The organism is Actinopolymorpha sp. B17G11 (assembly GCF_040196095.1).
GTDB lineage: Bacteria > Actinomycetota > Actinomycetes > Propionibacteriales > Actinopolymorphaceae > Thermasporomyces.
In genome coordinates, this window is the sequence record NZ_JBEFTW010000007.1 from 183,387 (window position 1) to 202,459 (window position 19,073).

The 19,073-nt window shown below is 67.1% G+C and carries 16 protein-coding genes; 4 read left to right on the forward strand and 12 right to left on the reverse strand.

Annotated features, from left to right (window positions below):
* The first annotated feature begins 188 nt into the window (after positions 1-188).
* Together ABN028_RS10400 and ABN028_RS10405 are read left to right on the forward strand one after the other, a co-directional pair.
* Positions 189-2,165: a hypothetical protein gene (locus tag ABN028_RS10400; protein ID WP_349696444.1), complete on the forward strand. Its 1,977-nt coding sequence runs from the start codon at positions 189-191 to the stop codon at positions 2,163-2,165.
* Positions 2,162-3,817 (forward strand): oligosaccharide flippase family protein, encoded by a 1,656-nt coding sequence (locus ABN028_RS10405; protein ID WP_349696445.1) that lies wholly within the window; start codon positions 2,162-2,164, stop codon positions 3,815-3,817. The genes ABN028_RS10400 and ABN028_RS10405 overlap by 4 nt, the downstream gene beginning before the upstream one ends.
* A 51-nt stretch (positions 3,818-3,868) precedes the next feature.
* On the opposite strand, the gene ABN028_RS10410 is transcribed toward ABN028_RS10405, so the two are convergent.
* The 9 genes from ABN028_RS10410 to ABN028_RS10450 all read right to left on the reverse strand — a co-directional run bounded on the left by ABN028_RS10410 (position 3,869) and on the right by ABN028_RS10450 (position 13,836).
* Complete coding sequence (locus ABN028_RS10410; RefSeq protein WP_349325478.1) at positions 3,869-4,699, reverse strand: glycoside hydrolase family 26 protein; 831 nt, start codon at positions 4,697-4,699, stop codon at positions 3,869-3,871.
* 508 nt (positions 4,700-5,207) lie between these two features.
* Complete coding sequence (gene pth / locus ABN028_RS10415) at positions 5,208-5,804, reverse strand: aminoacyl-tRNA hydrolase (RefSeq protein ID WP_349696446.1); 597 nt, start codon at positions 5,802-5,804, stop codon at positions 5,208-5,210.
* Between the two features lie 41 nt (positions 5,805-5,845).
* Positions 5,846-6,481, reverse strand: coding sequence for a 50S ribosomal protein L25/general stress protein Ctc (locus ABN028_RS10420; RefSeq protein ID WP_349696447.1), 636 nt, complete (start codon positions 6,479-6,481; stop codon positions 5,846-5,848).
* A 499-nt stretch (positions 6,482-6,980) separates the two neighbouring features.
* A complete protein-coding gene (locus tag ABN028_RS10425; protein WP_349325481.1) occupies positions 6,981-7,961 on the reverse strand; it encodes a ribose-phosphate diphosphokinase in 981 nt (326 codons plus the stop codon).
* Positions 7,958-9,466, reverse strand: coding sequence for a bifunctional UDP-N-acetylglucosamine diphosphorylase/glucosamine-1-phosphate N-acetyltransferase GlmU (glmU, locus tag ABN028_RS10430; protein ID WP_502879176.1), 1,509 nt, complete (start codon positions 9,464-9,466; stop codon positions 7,958-7,960). Before glmU ends, ABN028_RS10425 begins: the two co-directional genes overlap by 4 nt.
* Positions 9,467-9,891: 425 nt before the next feature.
* The gene (locus ABN028_RS10435; RefSeq protein ID WP_349325483.1) at positions 9,892-10,734 is read right to left on the reverse strand and encodes a carbohydrate ABC transporter permease; all 843 of its coding nucleotides are present in this window, start codon (positions 10,732-10,734) and stop codon (positions 9,892-9,894) included.
* Positions 10,731-11,618 (reverse strand): carbohydrate ABC transporter permease, encoded by an 888-nt coding sequence (locus ABN028_RS10440; RefSeq protein ID WP_349325484.1) that lies wholly within the window; start codon positions 11,616-11,618, stop codon positions 10,731-10,733. Before ABN028_RS10440 ends, ABN028_RS10435 begins: the two co-directional genes overlap by 4 nt.
* A gap of 11 nt (positions 11,619-11,629) precedes the next feature.
* Entirely contained in the window at positions 11,630-13,060 is a 1,431-nt protein-coding gene (locus tag ABN028_RS10445) for an ABC transporter substrate-binding protein (protein ID WP_349696448.1), read from the reverse strand.
* An 8-nt stretch (positions 13,061-13,068) separates the two neighbouring features.
* Positions 13,069-13,836 carry a GntR family transcriptional regulator gene (locus ABN028_RS10450; RefSeq protein WP_349696449.1) on the reverse strand — a complete coding sequence of 256 codons (768 nt, stop codon included), beginning with the start codon at positions 13,834-13,836 and terminating at the stop codon, positions 13,069-13,071.
* A 152-nt stretch (positions 13,837-13,988) separates the two neighbouring features.
* Between ABN028_RS10450 and ABN028_RS10455 the strand changes: the two genes are divergently transcribed.
* Complete coding sequence (locus ABN028_RS10455) at positions 13,989-14,744, forward strand: SDR family oxidoreductase (protein WP_349325487.1); 756 nt, start codon at positions 13,989-13,991, stop codon at positions 14,742-14,744.
* Positions 14,745-14,798: 54 nt separating this feature from the next.
* Positions 14,799-15,440, forward strand: a complete 642-nt coding sequence (locus ABN028_RS10460) for an HAD family hydrolase (protein WP_349696482.1) — start codon at positions 14,799-14,801, stop codon at positions 15,438-15,440.
* Positions 15,441-15,604: 164 nt separating this feature from the next.
* Here ABN028_RS10460 and ABN028_RS10465 read toward each other — a convergent pair whose 3' ends face one another.
* The 3 genes from ABN028_RS10465 to ABN028_RS10475 are packed head-to-tail and all read right to left on the reverse strand — an operon-like array spanning position 15,605 to position 18,891.
* Positions 15,605-16,906 carry a winged helix-turn-helix domain-containing protein gene (locus ABN028_RS10465; RefSeq protein WP_349696450.1) on the reverse strand — a complete coding sequence of 434 codons (1,302 nt, stop codon included), beginning with the start codon at positions 16,904-16,906 and terminating at the stop codon, positions 15,605-15,607.
* A complete protein-coding gene (locus ABN028_RS10470) occupies positions 16,854-18,011 on the reverse strand; it encodes a mandelate racemase/muconate lactonizing enzyme family protein (RefSeq protein ID WP_349325489.1) in 1,158 nt (385 codons plus the stop codon). Before ABN028_RS10470 ends, ABN028_RS10465 begins: the two co-directional genes overlap by 53 nt.
* Before the next feature lie 49 nt (positions 18,012-18,060).
* Positions 18,061-18,891 carry a ribonuclease activity regulator RraA gene (locus ABN028_RS10475; RefSeq protein WP_349325490.1) on the reverse strand — a complete coding sequence of 277 codons (831 nt, stop codon included), beginning with the start codon at positions 18,889-18,891 and terminating at the stop codon, positions 18,061-18,063.
* Positions 18,892-19,073: the final 182 nt, after the last annotated feature.

Genomic DNA, 19,073 nt, shown 5'->3' on the forward strand with positions numbered 1-19,073 from the left:
GTGCGGCCTAGCCCGTCGCATGCCCGACTTGCTGGACATATGCCAAATTGTTGCAGGGCCGAACCCGTACGGACCAGACTGTTGGCACACTCCCGGCCGATTCACTACAACCCACCGAAACCGCTTCGGTCTGGGCAGGGTCTGGTCTACCGTCTCTTGAGCAGTGGTGAAGGGGGTGGGGGACAGCTATGCGTGAGGTCCGCGAGGCGTATTCGCCAGTGGCGTTCGTGACAAGCGCACTCCGCCGACACCTGCTGCTGATCCTGGTCCTGACCCTCCTCGGCGCCGCCGCCGGTGTCGCGGGCGCGCTGCGTCAGGGGATCCAGTACACCGCCACCGCCTCGGTCCTGCTCAACCCGCTCGAAGGGAACCCGTTCGCGCCGGACGGCCGCGGCGAGCAGCTCGTCAACCTCGAGACCGAGGCCCAGCTGGTCAGAACCGAAGGCGTGGCTGCCCTGGTCTCGCGGGAGCTGAAGACCGAACTCAGCGCCGACGACCTGCATGAGCTGGTCGAGGTCGAGATCCCCACCAACACCCAGGTGCTGCGGATCTCGTTCACGGCGGAGAGCCGGACCGATGCCCTCCACGGTGCCCAGGCGTTCGCGGAAAGCTACCTCGACTACCGCGGCACTCGGGCCAAGTCCCTCACCAACTCCCGGTTGGCACGGATCCGCAAGCAGCAGACCAACATCCAGTCCGCCCTCGGCGACGCCACCGACGAGCTGGGCAAGACCGACGAGGGCTCGGCCCGCCACGCCTACCTGGAAGAGCGGGTCAGCGCGCTCGCCTCCCAGATCGCCAGCCTCGAGACCGAGGTCAGCACGCTCACCGCGACCGACCTCGCGCCCGGCCAGGTGATCAGCCCGGCCACCATGCCTCTCACGGCAGGCGGCACCAACGCCGTGCTCTTCGGCGGGGCGGGCGCGATCGCAGGGCTCACTCTCGGCGCCATGCTGGCGCTGTTCCGCACCCGCGCCGACGACCGACTGCTCGATCCTGGCGAGGTCGAGCATCTCGACGTCCGACTGCTCGGCGTCATCGGAGAGCGCGATCGCTTCGCCGGGCGTACGGACCGACGCGGGCGGGGCCTGCCCGAGCCGTACCGCCAGCTGCGTACGGCCGTCGTCGGCTCGGTCGACACGCCACCCGTCGTCATGACGGTGGCCAGCCTCTCCCCCGACGTCTCCTCCGCACCCGAGGCGGCCGGACTCGCCACCGGCCTCGCCCGCGCGGGTTTCAGCGTCGTCCTCGTCGACACCGCTGGCGCCGCCGGCGAGCTGCTCACCGGAACGCAGTCCCTGCCTGGCCTGGCCGACCTGCTGGCCGGGTCCATTGACCTTCGGCATCTCCTCGTCCAGCCGGAGGACAACCTCGTGCTGCTGCCGTTCGGCCGGCCGCAGCGCACCACCATGGACCAGCTGCTGTCGCCGCAGATGCGTTCGACCGTCGGTCAGCTGCGCGAGTGGTACGACTACGTCCTGCTCACCGGACAGCCGGTCACCACCGCCGACGGCCAGGCACTCGCCGCGCTGACCGACGCGGTGGTCCTCGTCGCGGCCCGCAAGCTGACCACGCGCACGGAGCTGCAGAACTCCGCCGCGCTCCTGGCGAGGCTGCAGTCCGCCGCCGTCGGTGTCATCGTCGTCGACGGCCGCACCGGCAAGGTCCACCACCCCGGGCCCGCGGTCCCCGGGCCGGATGTCACCTCCGCGCGTGCCGACCGGCCTGATCCCAGGAGGGCCGAGGCCAACGACGGCGCTCCTGCGTACGAACGCCGAAACGCCAGGAGCGATCCGGCTGGGAGGGATGCCGCAAGCCGCGGGCACTCCGGCGTCGCTGGCACCGGCCGGCGTAGCGGGACAGCGACTGGGCACCCAGCGACTGGGAATCCGGCGGGCCCGGCGTCCGGGAGCGGCGCGGTTGGTCGCACCGCCAACGGGTGGCCGGGCGGTGCGAACGGGCATTCCGGCCCTGCGACCAACGGGCGTCCCAGCGAGGCAGCCAACGGGCGCCCCAGTGAGGCCAACGGACGGTCTGCCGCGACCAACGGACGCCTCGGCGAGGCGGCCAACGCGTTCCCGGCTCCGACTCCTGACCGCTCCGAGCCAGCGAGCGGACACCGCGATGCGGCGAACGTTCGCGCGTTCCGGGCGGACGATCGGTGACCAGCACCGCTCCCATCCGGCAACTGGCTCGAGGCGGCGTCCTTAACGTCGCCGGAACGGTCATCGGCGGTGGCGCCGGCATTGCCCTCGTCGTCCTGGTGACCAACGGCGTACGCCAGGACATCGCCGGGATGCTGTTCGCGGCCACGTCGTTCTTCCTCATCGTCACCGCGGTCTCCGCCCTGGGCACCGACGTGGGACTCGCCCACGCCATCCAGCGCCGCCTGGTCGCCGGATCCCCGGCGAGCGCCCTGGCGACGGTCGGGATCGCCCTGCGTGCCGTCATCGCGCTCAGCGTGGCGGTCGCCGTCGTCGTCTGGGTCGCCGCGCCGTGGTTCTCCGCCGTGATCAGCCGGGGCACGGATCAGGTCGCGATGACCGGAATGCTCCGGGTGCTGGCGCTGGCGCTTCCGATCGCGACGGCGTACGACACGGTGGTGGCGGCGACCCTGGCCTACGGCACGACCCGGGCCAACGTCGTAGTCGAGAAGTTGGGGCGGATGCCAGGACAGATCCTGTGTGTGCTCGTCGCCCTGCTTCTCGGGGTCGGACCGACGGGGCTCGCCATCGCTTGGGCGGCGCCCTATCTTCTCGGCCTGGTGGCGGTCGCGTGGTGGTGCCGCCGCATCGCCCGCGGCCGGTTCTCCATGAGCCAGTCCACACCCCCGACGTCCACGCCCTCGACGTCGACCCTCCTGTCGCCCTCGCCGTCGTCAACGGCCTCTCCTGCGTCAACGCCACCGGAGGATGCTCCCGCGCTCGCCGCCGAACCCACCAGGGCGGAGCTCGCCAAGGACTTCTGGGCGTTCACCGCACCCCGCGCGCTCGGCCGGATCTGCCAGGTCGCGCTGCAGCGCACCGACATCGTGCTCGTCGCGGCACTACTGTCCCCCCGCCACGCGGCCGTCTACACCGCGGCGACCCGGTTCCTCGTGGTGGGCCAGATGGGCATGCAGGCGATCCAGCAGGTTCTCGCTCCTCAACTGTCCAAGCTCTTCGCGCGCGGCGACCTCCCCGGCGTGCGGCAGGTCTTCTCGACGTCGACCGCATGGTTGATGGCGATCACCTGGCCGGTCTACCTCACCAGCGCGATCGCGGCACCTCTCCTGCTGCGGATCTTCGGCAGCGGGTACGAGTCGGGCCTCGCGACGGTCGTCATCCTGTCCCTCACGATGCTGGCGACGACCGCCACCGGGTCGGTCGATGTCGTCCTGCTCATGGCCGGCCGAAGCCGACAGAGCCTGGTCAACAACGCCTCGGCGCTCGTCATCGACGTCATCCTCGTCGTGCTCCTCGTTCCTCCGTTCGGTATCACCGGCGCCGCACTGGCCTGGGCTGCCGCGCTCCTGGTGCGCAACGTGCTGCCGATGATCCAGGTACGCCGGGCGTTCGGCGTCACCTCGCTCGGGCCCGGTGTCGGCTGGGTCGCGTTCAGCGCGGGCCTGTGTTTCGGTGGTGTCCCATTGCTGATCGCCCTGGTGCTTCCGATGTCCCTCCCGGTGGTGGGGATCTGGTTGCCGCTCATGTGTGTGGCCTATGCGGCGATGCTCTGGCGCGGTCGCACGACCTTGGAACTCGCGGCGTTCCAGGGGGCCCTGCCGGGCATCACGATCCGCGCCCGCCGTGAGCGCCGGCTCGTCTCCCGCGGCTGATCGCACTCCGGCGCGGGACTCCGGCGGCTGATCGCACTCCGGCGGCTTGTCTCACCGGTTGAAGTAGGGCAGCCGGCCGATTCTCGCGTACTCGTTCCACGACGGTGTGCTGGAGTCGACCCGGGTGGCACCGACAGTCCGGTCGGATGCGGCGTTCCAGTACACCAACGCCTTTACCCGCGGCCACTGCTGGACCTGGTCACCCAGCATCCGGAAGAAGTTCGCCTTCGCACCGGGACTGCCGACTTTCTCGACCACTCCCCATTCGGCCAGCATGAGCGGCTTGCTGCCATGGTTGACCGTCGCCCACGTATAGAAGCCCGGCCAGCTCGGATACTCGGGGAAGCGCCGATTCATCAGGTCGGACACGCCTCCCCAGTACTGTCCCGACCCGAAGATGTACGGATCGGACGCGATCCAGTCGACGACATCGTCACCGGGATACAGCGCGTTGAACCACGGCTGCGAGCCCCACTTGGGAAGGCCCATGTAGTTCATGACCCGCACGACGTTGCGCAACCCGCGTTGATGCAGTCGGATCACCACGTGCCGGTACATCAACACGTAGTCCTGGGCGGTGTATCCCGATCCGGCCACCTGCCTCACTTCGTCCTCGGGCTCATGGTGGACCGTGAAGAAGAACGGCTTGGTGAAGTTCGCCTTGATATAGGCGGCCAGCCGGTCGATCTCGGCGTTGGTGGCACCTCGGCCCACTTCACGCCAGGTGTGCCCGGCCTCCGGTTTGTAGTTGAAGAACAGAATGCGTTCTTTTCCAGGTTGGTTGGCGAGAGCGATTTCCTGCTTGGTCGGGAAAAGCTGTCCCGCACGCTTGTAGAAATGCGCGACATTGACGGTCCTGCCGATTCGACTTTCGAAATTCACCAGGGCCTGCTCCCAGGTTTCACTTCCCAGAGGGTTGGCGGCGACTCCCCACCAGGCCCCGCAGTTGGGCACCAGTTTCGGCCCTACACCGCAGGTACTGTTGACAAGTGGTCCCGGCGCTTCCTCACCTGTTCCGCCAATCGGCTGTTGGCATGCCGCGACCAGAAGAAGCGCGGCAACTATGATGACGGCACTGGTGAACTTCCGTCGCATGACGCCCATCCCCTCCGCCGATCCATCGACGCGTGCGGCGCCGTGTCGACAACTGCCAGGTGTGGCGATGGACAAGAGAGAAAGCGCCGGCTCCACACACCCCCCGGGTGTGAAGCCAGCGCCTTCGAAGCACTAGACCTGTCCGCCACCCCATCGGTTGCACGTGAGATCGAACCGTGACCACGCCGTCCACCCGCATACTCAAGAAATCCCACCAGGTCGCCGATCTAAAGGCGACATGGCATCACTCACACGTCAGGACTGTGCCCGTCCCACGTCCAAACCGAACCCGGCGTTAACGCATGCCCTCGCCGTGGAAGGCGTTCTGCGCCTTTTCTAGGCCTTCGAGTGTGAGCGTCTCGACCGCATCGCCGGCACGTTCGACGAAAAGCGGTAGCTCTTTGCGTTCGACACTCGAAAACGGAGAGAGGACGAAAGAGGCCGCGTCCTGCCGCCCCGGAGGCCGTCCGATCCCACAACGCACCCGGAAGAACTCGCCCGTGCCGATGGAGCGGCGGATCGACCGGAGCCCGTTGTGTCCGTTGTCACCACCGCCGAACTTCAGCCGCAGCGTGGAGTACGGAATGTCCAACTCGTCGTGCACCACGACCAACCGCGCGGGGTCCAGTTTGTAGAAAGCACCGAGGCTCGCGACCGGCCCACCCGAGGTGTTCATGTACGACCGCGGCTTGGCCAGCACCACACGCTGGCCCGGCAGGCCGCCGAGCCGCCCCTCGAGAACATCCGCCCTGCCGCGCGGGTGCGGGCGGAAGTTCCCGCCCATGCGTTCAGCAAGCAGGTCGAGAACCAGGTGTCCGACGTTGTGCCGGTGCGCGGCGTAGGTCGGCCCGGGGTTGCCGAGTCCCACCACCAACCAGGCGTCGTCGGCCATGTGTCATTCCGTACGAAGGATGCGCTGCCAGCCGTCGAGGACTAGTCGGTGTCCTCGCGCGACTCGCCGCCACCGGCCTCGCCCTCGGCCGCCTCGACACCCTCGCCCTCGGCCGCCTCAGCTTCCTCTTCGGCCTCCGCCGCGGCAGGAGCCGTGATGTTGACGACGAGTACCTCCGGGTCGTCCTGCAGGAGGACGCCGCGGGGCAGCGTGATGTCGCTGGCGTGGACCTGCGTACCGATCTCGGCGTCGGCGATCGACACCTCGATCTGCCCGGGAATGTGGGTGGCCTCCGCCTCGACGGACAGTGCGGTGTGTTCGAGGGAAACCAGTCCACCAGGAGCGGCGTCGCCGACGAGGACGACCGGCACGGACACGACGACCTTCTCGCCACGCCGGACGATCAGCAGGTCGACATGCTCGAGGAACCCCTTGATCGGGTCGCGTTGGACCTGCTTCGGGATCGCGAGCTCACTGCGGTCGCCCAGGTCGACGTCGAAGAGAGCGTTGGCGGTCTTGAGCGCGAGCATCAGCTCATGACCAGGCAGCGTGATGTGGACCGGAGCGCTGCCGTGGCCGTACAACACCGCGGGCACCAGGCCCGCGCGTCGGATGCGGCGGGCCGCACCTTTGCCGAACTCGTTGCGGGATTCGGCCTTGATCTTGACCTCGGGCACGGAAGCTACTCCTCGAACGATGTCTGCGTACGGTGTCGATGACAGTGTCGGCGGGCGGCGGCTTGCTGCTCGGCGGCGCACCTGGCCGGCACCGCGTCGATCACGGAGCCGGAGACCGGGCGTCCCTCGCCGAGGCAACCGGGACAGAATACCCGGCAACGATCGTCACGACCCACCCAGGGCACCTGAGGTCCACCGTCCCGGCGGCGAATGACCACGCTACCCATGCCGGCGGTCGCCGCGCCGGCGGCGAGTGACCACGCTACCCATGCCGGCGGTCGCCGCGCCGGCGGCGAGTGACCACGCTACCCATGCCGGCGGTCGCCGACGAGGCGCCGCCACCTGTCCCGGGTTTCGTACGCATGGGCAGCGTGGTCATTCGCCGCCGGGACGGTGAGCCTCATTTGCCCCGGGCACTCGCGTTATGGGCCGAAACGACTCACCCGACGAGCGGAGCGCCGCGCCGGCGGACGCACCCCTGCACTCGCCTACCGGCCGATCAGTTGGCTCCGCCGAAGAGGCTGGTGACCGAGCCGTCTTCGAAGACCTCGCGGATCGCCCGGGCGATGAGTGGCGCGATGGACAGGACGGTGAGGCTGTCGAACCTGCGTTCGGCGGGAATCGGGAGCGTGTTGGTGACGACGACCTCGCGGATCGGGGCGTTCTTGAGCTTGTCGACCGCGGCGTCGGAGAGTACGCCGTGGGTGGCTGCCACCATGACGTCGCGCGCCCCCGCGGCCATCAGCGCGTCCGCGGCCTTCACGACGGTGCCGCCGGTGTCGATCATGTCGTCGACGATGAGGGAAGTACGCCCTTCGACGTCCCCGACGACCCGGTTGGCGACCGCCTGGTTGGGGACGTTCGGATCACGGGTCTTGTGGATGAACGCCAGCGGACAGCCGCCGAGCCGCTCGGCCCACTGCTCCGCGACGCGAACCCTCCCCGAGTCCGGTGCCACGACGGTGACCTGCGACGTGTCGACCCGCGACTCGATGTGCTCCGCCAGCACCGGCAGCGCGAGCAGGTGGTCGACCGGACCGTCGAAGAAGCCCTGGACCTGCGCGGTGTGGATGTCGACGGCCATCAGCCGGTCGGCGCCGGCGGTGGTGAGCAGGTCGGCCATCAGTCGCGCGGAGATCGGCTCCCGACCCCGGTGCTTCTTGTCCTGTCGTGCGTAGCCGTAGAACGGCGTCACCACCGTGATCCGCTTCGCCGACGCCCGCTTCAGCGCGTCGACCATGATCAACTGCTCCATGATCCAGTCGTTGATGGGAGCCGGGTGGCTCTGGATCACGAAGGCGTCACACCCTCGGACGGACTCGTCGAAGCGCACATAGATCTCGCCGTTGGCGAAGTTGTACGCCGTGGTCGGGACGAGATCGACTCCCAGGAGTTCGGCGACCTCCTGAGCCAGCTCCGGATGCGCCCGCCCGGAGAACAACATGAGGTTCTTGTGGGTGGTGCGCTTGAGCCCGCTCACTGACCGCTCCTCCCGTGGTCCTCGACACCGTCAGTCTCTCTCGGGTTCACCGGCGGGTCAGACGTCGGGTCGCCGCCCTCGCCGCGCTGCGCCTCCTCGGCGGCCGCGGCGGTCTTCGTACCCGCTCGTTTGCGGGCGACCCAGCCGGAGATGTTGCGCTGCTGTCCGCGGGCGACCGCGAGCTCCCCCGGCGCGACGTCCTTGACCACGGTCGAACCGGCCGCCACGTAGCTCCCGTCGGCGATCTGGCGCGGCGCGACCAGCACCGAGTCGCTTCCGACGAACGCATGCCGCCCGACGTCGGTGTGGTGTTTGTGTACGCCGTCATAGTTGGCGAAGATCGTGCCGGCTCCGATGTTGGCGCCCTCACCGATCGTGGCATCGCCGACGTAGGTCAGGTGGGGCACCTTGGCGCCGGGGCCGATCTCGGCGTTCTTCGTCTCGACGAAAGTCCCGATCTTGCCCTTTGCGGCGAGCCTGGTGCCCGGACGTAGATAGGCGTACGGGCCGACATTGGCCTCAGGGCCGATCTCGGCGCCGGATCCGTGCGTACGGACGACCTGCGCGTCAGCGCCCACCCGCGTGTCGGTAAGGGTGGTGTCGGGGCCGACCTCGGCACCGGCGGCGACCGAGGTGGTGCCGCGTAGCTGGGTGTTCGGGTGCAACGTGACGTCGGGCTCCAGCGTCACGGTGGCGTCGACCCAGGTCGTGGCCGGGTCGATGACGGCGACGCCGGCGCGCATCCACCCGGCGAGGATCCGGTCGTTGAGGACGCGCCGGAGCTCGGCCAGCTGAATCTGGTCGTTCACGCCGAGGATGTCGCGGAAGTCCTCGGCGACCACGGCGGTCACCTCGTGACCGTCCTCGCGCAGGATTCCGAGCACGTCGGTGAGGTACTCCTCGCCCTGACTGTTGTCCGCCTTCACCCGGGCGAGCGCGTCGGCGAGCAGGCTCGCATCGAACGCATAGATCCCCGAGTTGATCTCGGTGATCGCCCGCTGCTCGGGTGTGGCGTCACGGTGCTCGACGATGCCGGTGACCACGCCCCGCTCGTCGCGGACGATCCGGCCGTAGCCGGTGGCGTCGGTCACCTCGGCGCTCAACACGGTCGCGGCGGCGTCGCCCGCGGCCCGGCCGGCGATGAGCTCGCGAAGCGTCTCGGCGGACAGCAGCGGTGCGTCGGCGTAGGTCACCACGATCGTGCCGCGGAGCGGGGGCAGTGCTTCCAGCGCGGTACGGACGGCGTGCCCGGTGCCCCCCTGCACCTCCTGCACCACCGGCTGGGCGTCGGGGTCGAGCTCGGCGAGGTGCGGGACGACCTGCTCCCGGCCGTGCCCGACGACGACGGCGAGATGATCCGGCTGGAGCGCGCGAGCTGTCCCGACCGCAAGGCCGAGCAGGCTGACGCCGCCGATCTCGTGCATGAACTTGGGTGTCCGCGACTTCATCCTGGTGCTCTTGCCAGCGGCGAGGACGATGACGGCGGCGGGACTGCTGGAGTCGATCACGCGGGCAAAACTCCTCGGCCTCGCGGGCAGGTGCGACACAGGTACGGCGGGTTCGGCCCGAGCATACTTCCGCCGGCCCGGCTCCGAGGCCGCACCCGCCAAGCCGGGGCGTCTGGAGTCGGACCGGCCCCGTTGCCGCAGCTGGATCCTGGCCGCTATGGACTCATGGTGACCGTCGGGCCGTGGACGTCCGGCCGACCGTCGGTCCAGACCACTCATGGAGCCACATCGGCCGGCCGGGTACGACCGAGCCGGCCGGGTAGTGGACCACGTACCGGTCCTCGGCACGTGCCAGCACCTCAGGAGCCCATGTCTTGCCGCGCCGTACCCATGGGGCCGTGTCGCCGACCACCGTCTTCAGTTCGGCACGCGCCACGCCTTCGATGACGTACCGCCGGGCCGCCAAGAAAAGACAGCCCTGATCATCCCTTGATGCCGGTCAGGGCGATGCCGCGGAGGAAGTAACGCTGCGTGAACGCGAACAGGATGATCAGGGGGATCGTCACCAGCGTCGACGCACCCATGAGCAGCGCCCATTCGGTCGTCCGTTGCGCGTGGAACGCGAAGAGCCCGAGGCTCAGCGGATAGGTGTCCGGATTCGACAGGTAGATCAGCGGGCCGAAGAAGTCGTGCCAGGTGTAGAGATAGGTGAAGACAGCGACGACCGCGAGCGCTGGGCGCACCAACGGCAGCATGATCTGCGCGAAGATCCGGAACTCCCCCGCACCGTCCACCCGGGCCGCGTCGGCCAACTCGCGCGGAATCGTGAGGAAGAACTGCCGCAGCAGGAAGATGAAGAACGCACTGCCCAGAAACTGCGGAATGATCAGCGGTGCATACGTACCGATCAGTCCCATCACCTTGAAGAGGACGTAGGTCGGAATGAAGATGATGAGCGGCGGGATCATCAGCGTCGACACGGTGACCATGAACAACGCGTTCCGGCCGGGAAAGCGCAGCCGGGCGAAGCCGTAGGCCACGAGCGCCGAGGACAGCACCGTTCCGACCGTGACCGATCCGGCGTAGAACACGCTGTTCCACAACATCTGGAAGAACGGGAAACCCGGATAGTCCATCAGAGCGGGGATGTTCTCCCAGCGGATCGGGTTGGGCCACCACCGGATCGGCAGGCTGAGGATCTGGTTGTCGTCCTTCAGCGCCGAACTCACCATCCAGTAGAACGGCATCATGAAGAGCACCGACACGGCGATCAGCAACAGGTGTCGGGCAAGCGCCAGGAGTCGGCGGCGTACGACCGGTGTCATTGGTCACGTCCCGCGTAGAAGACCCACCTGCGTGAGGTCGCGAAGATCAGCAACGTCACGGCGAGAATGGACAGGAAGAGGACGACGGAGAGCGCCGAGGCATATCCCATCGCGAAGTACCTGAAGGCATTGCGATAGATGAGCACGACGTACATCAGCGTCGACTCGAGCGGCTCGCCGGTCGTCCCACCGACGATGAGGGCCGAGGTGAAGACCTGGAACGAGCTGATCACGCCCATGACCAGGTTGAAGAGAATCACCGGACTGAGCAGCGGGACGGTGATGTGGCGCAGTCGCGACCAGGGGCCCGCGCCGTCGATCGACGCCGACTCGTACAACGACTGGGGAATTTCCTTGAGCCCGGCAAGGAAGATGAGGGTGGAGGCACCGAGCGCCCACAGGCTCAGGATGACCAGCGTGGGTTTCGACCAGGCCGGATCGGTGAGCCATCCAGGTGTCGGCAGGCCGACCGTGCGCAAGGCCGTGTTGACGAGCCCGCTCTCCGGGCTGAACATCAGCATGAAGATGATCGTGCTCACGACCGGCGGTGCGAGGACCGGAAGGTAGAAGAGCGTGCGGTAGAAGCCGATCCCCTTCGCGCTCAGGTTGAGGATGAGGGCCAGGATCAGTGACGCTACGAGACCGAGTGGGACCGAGACCAGCGCGAAGTAGGCGCTGTTGCGCACCGCGATCCAGAACGACGGATCGGCCGTGAGCATCTTCTCGTAGTTGTCGAGGCCGACCCACTTCGGTGGCTGCACGATGCTGTACTCGGTGAACGAGTAGAAGGCCGACGCCAGCACAGGATAGGCCGTGAAGACCACGAGGCTGATGATCCACGGGAGGGTGAACGCCACCCCGGCGAGTGCCTCCCGCCGACGCATCGGGCTGGACCTCACAGCACCTTGTCCAACTCGGCCTGGCAGGCCTTCTGTGCCTCTGCCAACGCGTCCTTGGGCTTCGCCGCCTTGGTCGAGATCTGCTCGAGCACGCGCGTGAGCTGGTCGATCGCGAACGTCTGCACCGGTGAGTCCCACATCGGTGTGGCGATGTCCAACTGCTCACGGAAGAACGCGGTGGCGTCCTCGGCATACTCCTGTCCGCGCCTCTCCACGAGCTTCGAGGGCACGATGTCGTCGGGGACCTTCGCATTGGTCGGCAGGTCGGGAAACTCCGCGAACTGTGCCTGCGCTCCGTCGACCGCGATGTGGTCGAGGTAGTTGAAGGCCTCCTCCGGGCTGTTGGAGGCGGTGGGGATGGCCATCCAGTTCGGCCAGTATCCCGACACCGTGCTGCCGCCGCTCGGACCAACCGGATTGCTCGCGACCTCCCAGCGTTCGAACTTCGCCTCGACGCTGTAGAAGTCGCCCATCAGCCAGGTGCCGTCGAAGCGCATCGCGAGCCGCTTCTCCTGGAAGGTGGGCGGCGCTTCGCCGAGCAGGGCCTCGAAGGACCTGGTGACCTTGCGCAGATCGCCTTCGTACTCTTCGTTCATCCAGGAGACGAAGTACTCCATCATCTCGATGTTCTGCTCGGAGTCGATGGTGTACTTGCCAGCCGACGCGTCGAAGATCTGCCCGCCGTTGAGGGCCGACCAGACCGGCAACGTGTACTGGTCGAAGGGCGGCAGGAAACCGGCCGCCTCGATCTTGTCGCCCTTCCACCTGGTGAACTCCTTGGACAGGCTGCGCAGGTCGTCCCAGGTCTTGGGGAAGCTCTCGCGGTCGGCCGGAATCCCCTTCTCCTCGAACCACTCCTGGTTGTAGTACATGGCGTACGAACCCGCCGTGAAGGGCAGCCCATAGGTCTTTCCGTCGAACTGGCAGCTCGCGAGCACGGCCTCGGGCCAGTTGGCGAGCTGGGAGTTCTCCGACTTCTCCATGAAGGCGTCGAGCTCCATCAGGGAACCGCGAATGCCCAGGGCGACCGGCGTGTCCCACAACACCGTGGCGCTAGGTGGATTACCTCCCGCGATCCGGGCGAGCAGCACTTCGAGAAAGTTCTGCTCACCGGTGAGCCGGGTGACCGAGACGTTGACGTTGGAGTGCTGCTTTCCGTACTCCTTGGCGACGTCCTCGTGCACCTTCAGGTACCCGTCCGCGCCGCCTGGCAGCCAGAATGTCAAGTCGACCTTGCCTCCAGGTTTCGTACTCCCCTGGTTCGCGGTCGTCCCTTCGGTGGAGAAGCATCCCGGCAACGCGAACGCGCCTCCGGCCAGTCCGGCGATGCCGAGCAGGCTGCGCCGGCTCAGATCGTGCCGGCCGGGTGCGCTGCGGATGGGCGCGCTGCGGCCGGGCTGGCGGGGATCGTTGGTCCTGGTGGCCATTCCTTCTCCTACGGGTGCGGTGGCAGAGCGGCTCGCCGATTGCGGAGAACCGTCCTGAAGCGATAGCGATCCCCCCGATAGATGATCTGGCCGATCTCGAACGGCCGGTCGCGGTCGTCGAAGCAGGTGTACTTGCCGACGAGCACGGCCTCCCCCTCCCGCATGCCGAGCTGCTCGGCGTCGTCGGAGGTGGCTCCACGTGCGGAAAGTACGTAGTCGGCCCGGTCCGGGTTGATCCCGCAGCGCTCGCGGAGCGTGGCGTAGAGGGAGCCGGTCGAGTAGTCCTGGGAGACCGCGGCCTCCACCATCGCGGCCGGCATGCAGGTGCTCGCCAGCGCCACCGGCACATCGTCGAGCTTGCGCAGCCGGTCGAGGCAGAAGACCTCCGACCCGGGTGCGATGCCGAGATCGTCGGCCTCGTCGATCGTGCCGGGCCGCGTGCCCTGATGGAGAACCTCGGCGGACGCGCGCAGTCCACGCAGTGCCGCCATCTCGGTGAAGCTCAACGGCGGCTCCTGCCCCTCCTCGACCACGCTCGGGGCGACAACGTGCCAGCCACTGCCGTGCGTCGGTTCCAGCAGGCCGTCGTCGTGGAGTGCCCGGAGGGCGACTCTGAGTGTCGCCCGGCTCACCGCAAGGGACGAACTGAGGTCCCGCTCAGGTGGTAGGCGGGTGCCGGGGCGGAAGGTGCCCCGGGCGATCGCGCTCGCAATCATCCGATACACCTGCAGCGACGGAGGCTGACCGTCGCTCCCCTTGCGCACGCTCCGCAGCACGGACTCACCTACTCCACGGCGCCGATTGGTAGAGATGTGGACTGGAATTCCAGACCTATTAAGACGGGAGTGGGGGAACGAGGCAAGGCACCTTCCGGATCCGGCCGGGTCCCATTCGTACGCCCGCGACGCCCTCCGTAGGCTCTGGAAGCGTGCCAAAGGAACGTGGGGTCGCCGTCGTCACCGGTGGAAGTCGAGGGATCGGCGCCGCCACCGCACTGCTGCTCGCCGAACGCGGCTGGTCGCTCTGCATCGGTTATCAGAACGCCATCGAAGCGGCCGACGCCGTGGTCAGGGAGTGCGAGAGCCGCGGCGTGCGGGCGGCCGCCGTCAGGGCTGACGTCGGCGCCTGGGAGGGCGTGGCCACCCTCTTCGCCGCCGCCGACCGACTCGGCGACGTCACGGCGTTGGTCAACAACGCCGGCATCGTCTACCAGGCACACACCCGCGTCGACGAGATCACCCCGGAACGGATCGAACGCATGCTCGCGGTCAACGTCACCGGTGCGTTCCTGTGCGCCCGCGAGGCCGTCCGCCGGATGTCGACCCTGCATGACGGATCCGGCGGCGTGATCGTGAACGTCTCGTCACGGGCGGCGGCGCTCGGTGGCGCGGGCGAGTACGTCGACTACGCCGCGAGCAAGGGCGCCATCGACACGATGACCGTCGGCCTGGCGCGGGAGGTCGGCGGCGAAGGCATCCGGGTCAACGCGGTGCGTCCCGGGCTCATCGAGACCGACATCCACGCCAGTGGCGGCGAACCGGACCGGGTCGCCCGGCTCGCGCCGGGGATCCCCATGAAGCGAGGCGGACTGGCCGGCGAGGTCGCCGATGCCATCGTCTGGCTGTGTTCGGACGAGGCCTCCTACGTGACCGGCGCCCTGCTCGACGTCGGCGGCGGCCGCTGAAAGGACCGCACCATCACTCCCACCACCAATACTCCCGCAGACATCCGACTCGTCATCTTCGACTTCGGCAACGTGATCTGCCGGTTCGACTACCTCATCTTCTGCGCGCGGCTGGCCGAACGAGTCGGGTGGTCGACCGAGGAGATCCACGCCACGGTGCATGAGGGCGGGCTGCAGGCGGACTTCGAGTCCGGCCGGCTCACCGGTCCCGAATACCACCGCCGCGTCATGGATCTGGTCGGCGCTCGAGGGGCCGACGTGGGCAGCGGTGCCGGCAAAAACGACGCGGCCGGCAGGCACGTGGCGTACGACGAGTTCGTTCCGATGTACGGCGACATCTTCACCGAGATTCCCGGGACGGTCGCCCTGCTTCGCCAACTGACGACGCGGTATCCGCTGTACCTGTTGTCCGATACGAACGAGATCCACTTCGGCTTCGTCAGGAAGACGATGGACGTCGTAGGCATCTTCGACGAGCTCATCCTCTCCTACGAAATGGGCGTCATGAAGCCGCATCCACGGATCTACGCCGAGGCACTGCGGCGATCGGGTGTGCCGGCTGACGCGTGCGTCTTCATTGACGACCGTCTGCCGAATGTGGAAGGTGCGCGCCAGGTCGGAATACAGAGCATCCACTTCCGCTCTCCCGACCAGTGCGCCACCGATCTCCGGCAGCTCGGCGTCAAGGTCAGCTGATGCCCGCTGGGCTGGCGCGTTCCTCTCCGTCGGCGCGCTCCACCTGGGACATCGAGCACCTGAGCGCTGACGACCCAACCGCAGCGGCGCACTCCTCCGGCAAACTCGACGCCGACTCTGCGTGAGGGGAGAACCGCGTTCAGAATTACAAGCCCGGGCACGGCTCACCTGCGGACGACGTACTTCAGCCGCTGACGCATGTGTGCAGGTTGGACGGAGTCGACATCGACGCGATCCGCGCCGACGAAGCGGGCCAACCGGAGGAGGCCCGCGCCGAGCGCATCGACGAAGTGATCCTCGCGAGCAAGAGCGTCGGTCTCGAGCCACAATCCCCTGATCTGAAGGGTTCCACCAGCTCGGTCGAATGCTGGATCCACCCGTGCCACGAGGTCGTCTCCATACAGCACGGGCATCGTGTAGTAACCCCACCGCCGCTTCGCTGCCGGCTTGTACGCCTCGAAGACTGCCTCGAAATCGAACAGACCTCGCGGTCCGCGCAGGACGACGTCGAACGGCGACAACAGTGCCGCCTCCTGCGTCGTGTCAGGTCCCGAAGCGCGCCAGGGACGAGGCACGCCGCCCGCTTCGACCTGCTCCAGCAGGGCCAGTCGGTCGGTCGGCACGTAGTGCATTTCTCGCACGCCTTCCACCGAAACGCGCGTCAGAAAACCTGAGTCCACCAGGTCCGCGAGCGCTTTCGCCCTTTCCTGACGTCCGATCCGCCGATGAAATCGTGCTGCCCACGTTGGTGCGTCGAACAGGCCAGCCCATCGGGAAGCCTTGTGTGCCGAGAAGACGTCCGCCTCCGCGTCCGTGGCCACATGGTCGTAGGCAGGAGGGGCGACCGCGGGCCGCAGTGCGTACAACCGCTCGAAGCTCCTCCGGCCGTAGGTCATGGCCTCACCGGTCAACCACAGGTAGTACAACGCGACCGACGTGTCCTTGGTCGAACGAAAGGAGCCGGTCTTCCCCACGCCCGGAAAGTCCCGCGCCGCAAGCGGTCCGTCATCACGCAGATGACCGCGAACCCGGGAGAGCAGGTCCGCGTGCTCGTCTTCGTAGGATCGCCACCGGTCGCTTAACCGCACCTGCTCCATCGCCAGCCGTACGTACGGAAGCTCGTCCATCGGGCGGATATAGACACAGCCGCCGTAATCGAAGAACTCCCGTTTCCTGTACAGCAACGCATCGAGGTACTCAGGACGGTAGTCGACCACCCGACTGTGCAGAACCAGATCATGGCTCCGTGCCACCACGTTCAGCGGATCGACCTGCACCACCTCGGCCCGCCGTAGGGCACGACGCGTGCCGGCGAACCCCGTGGCCCGACGTCCCGGCCAGAGCCCTTGGCAGCCCAGAACGAAACGCCGCCGCGTTCGTCTGGACACTGCCCACGTCATGGCAGCGGCTGGTCTATTCGAACCAGGTCGTGCCGGGGTACTGATACTGGCGGCCGACCGTTTCATCCAGCTCGATTCCGAGGCCGGGACGGTCCGGAAGCTTGATGAAGCCGTTCTTGATGATGTCTTCCTTGTCGGTGATGATCGTCGACCAGTAGTCACGTTCGAGCCAGTGGAACTCGAGCGCGAGGAAGTTGGGCACCGTCGCGCACACGTGCGCCGACGCCATGGTCCCGATCGGCGACGAGACATTGTGCGGGGCGAACGGCATGTAGTAGATCTCGGCCATGTGCGCGATCTTCCGGCACTCCGAGAGCCCGCCACACTTCGGGATGTCAGGCATGATGATGTCGACCGCCTGACTCTCGATCAGGTCTCGGAAACCGTGGCGCAGATAGAGGTTCTCGCCAGCGCATATCGGCGTGGTGGTCGACTGCTTGACCTCGCGCATCGCGTCGACGTTCTCCGGCGGGACCGGCTCCTCCAGCCACATCAGGTGGAAGGGCTCGAGATCCTTCGCCAGCCGGATGGCGCTCGGCACGTCGAGCCGAGTGTGGACATCGGCAGCGAAGTCGATCTCCTTGCCAGCAAGCTCTCTCGCCATCTCGGCGAGGCGCACCATCCGCTCGTGCTCCCACGGCCCGGCGGTGTAGTTGAACCTGTCCTTGCGGAATCCCTCCACCTCGCTGCCGGAGTGGCCGTAGGCGAAGATGTCGAGGTCGATCTTGAATGCGGTGAACCCTCGGGCGAGCATGTCGTCGAGTACCCGCTTGATGTCATCGAAGTCCATGCCGGGCTCGACCTGGCAGTCCGCGTACACCTTGATCTCGTCGCGGAACTTGCCGCCCATGAGTTCGTAGATCGGCACACCGAGGGCCTTGCCCTTGACATCCCAGAGGGCGAGCTCGATGCCGGTGAGGGCGGTGATCAGCGCACCGGCGAAGCCGCCGTTGAAGACGTTCTGCCGGCGCAGTTGTTCGAAGATCGCGTCGATCTGGAACGGATCACGCCCCACCAGCTTGGCCTGCAGTTGCTGGATGAGCGCGATCGCCTGGACACCGCCGTGCACGCATTCGCCGATGCCGGTGATGCCCTCATCTGTTTCGACCTTGACCCACAGGTGCATACCGTGTCCGACCGTCGCGGCAGTCTTCACTGCGGTGATCTTCATATCCACATCCCTCTAGCTGCGTCTTTGTCTCTGCCTGAGGAGGAGGGCGTCACTGGCTGCCGGTCGGATTTTGCGCACGCCAGACTTCGTACTCGGCCCACCCCTCGTCGCTGAGCGGGTAATAGGTGCGCAGAGCGCCCCCCTCGGCGAGCTTGAGCCGGCTGAACTCTTCCCACTCCTCGTGATCCACGGTGTGCTGGAGGACCAGTGGGGCCATCTGGGCGGGAACGAGAACCGCGCCGTCGTCGTCGGCGATCATGATGTCGCCCGGCATGACGAGGACCCGACTGCAGGCGATGGGCACATTGATGGCCCAGGGAAAAAGCGTGCCCTGCGAGGCGTAATTGGGAGTGAATCCACGAGTCCAGATCGGAGTACCGATCTGTTGAATGTGCGGCCAGTCGCGGACACAACCATCGACAACGATCCCCGCGCCACCGCGTCCCTTGAAGTAGGTGACGAGCATTTCGCCCATACACCCGGTATTGAGGTCTCCAAAGGCCTGCACAGCAAGGATGTCGCCCGGCTGGACGGTCTCGAACACCGACCAGAGAGCACTCCGCTTTTCCACGTGCTCCTCGGCCGCACCGGATCCGACACCGGTCACGATGTCTTCGCGCTTCGGCATGAACTGCAAGGTCACCACCGGACCGACGACCTTGGCACCCGGTTGCCGAGGAAGCGGGCCCTGGATAAAGGTCTGGCGTATGCCCATCCGATGCATCACGGCACTCGCGGTAGCGCTGCTGACCACCTTCATCCGGCGGATGAGGTCCGGATCCGGACGATTGAACGCCGGTCCGGTAATCGGCAACGTCTGTGCGATCTCCGGTATCGGCAGCGATACGTCCAAAGGCGCGTCAGATCGCGGTCTCTTCACCAGCGCTCCTGTTCCACTCGGCCCGGATAGCGTTTTTCCCCGAACGTTTCCCGGTGCGCCAGAGATCGCCTGGCGCACCGGTTTTCCTTGGCCCCCGTGCGTCTGCGACGTCGGGCCAGTTTCCGTCGACCACTGTAGCCGTCCGGATACCGCTCCCGCGATTTTCGTTTTTTCGAAGCTGC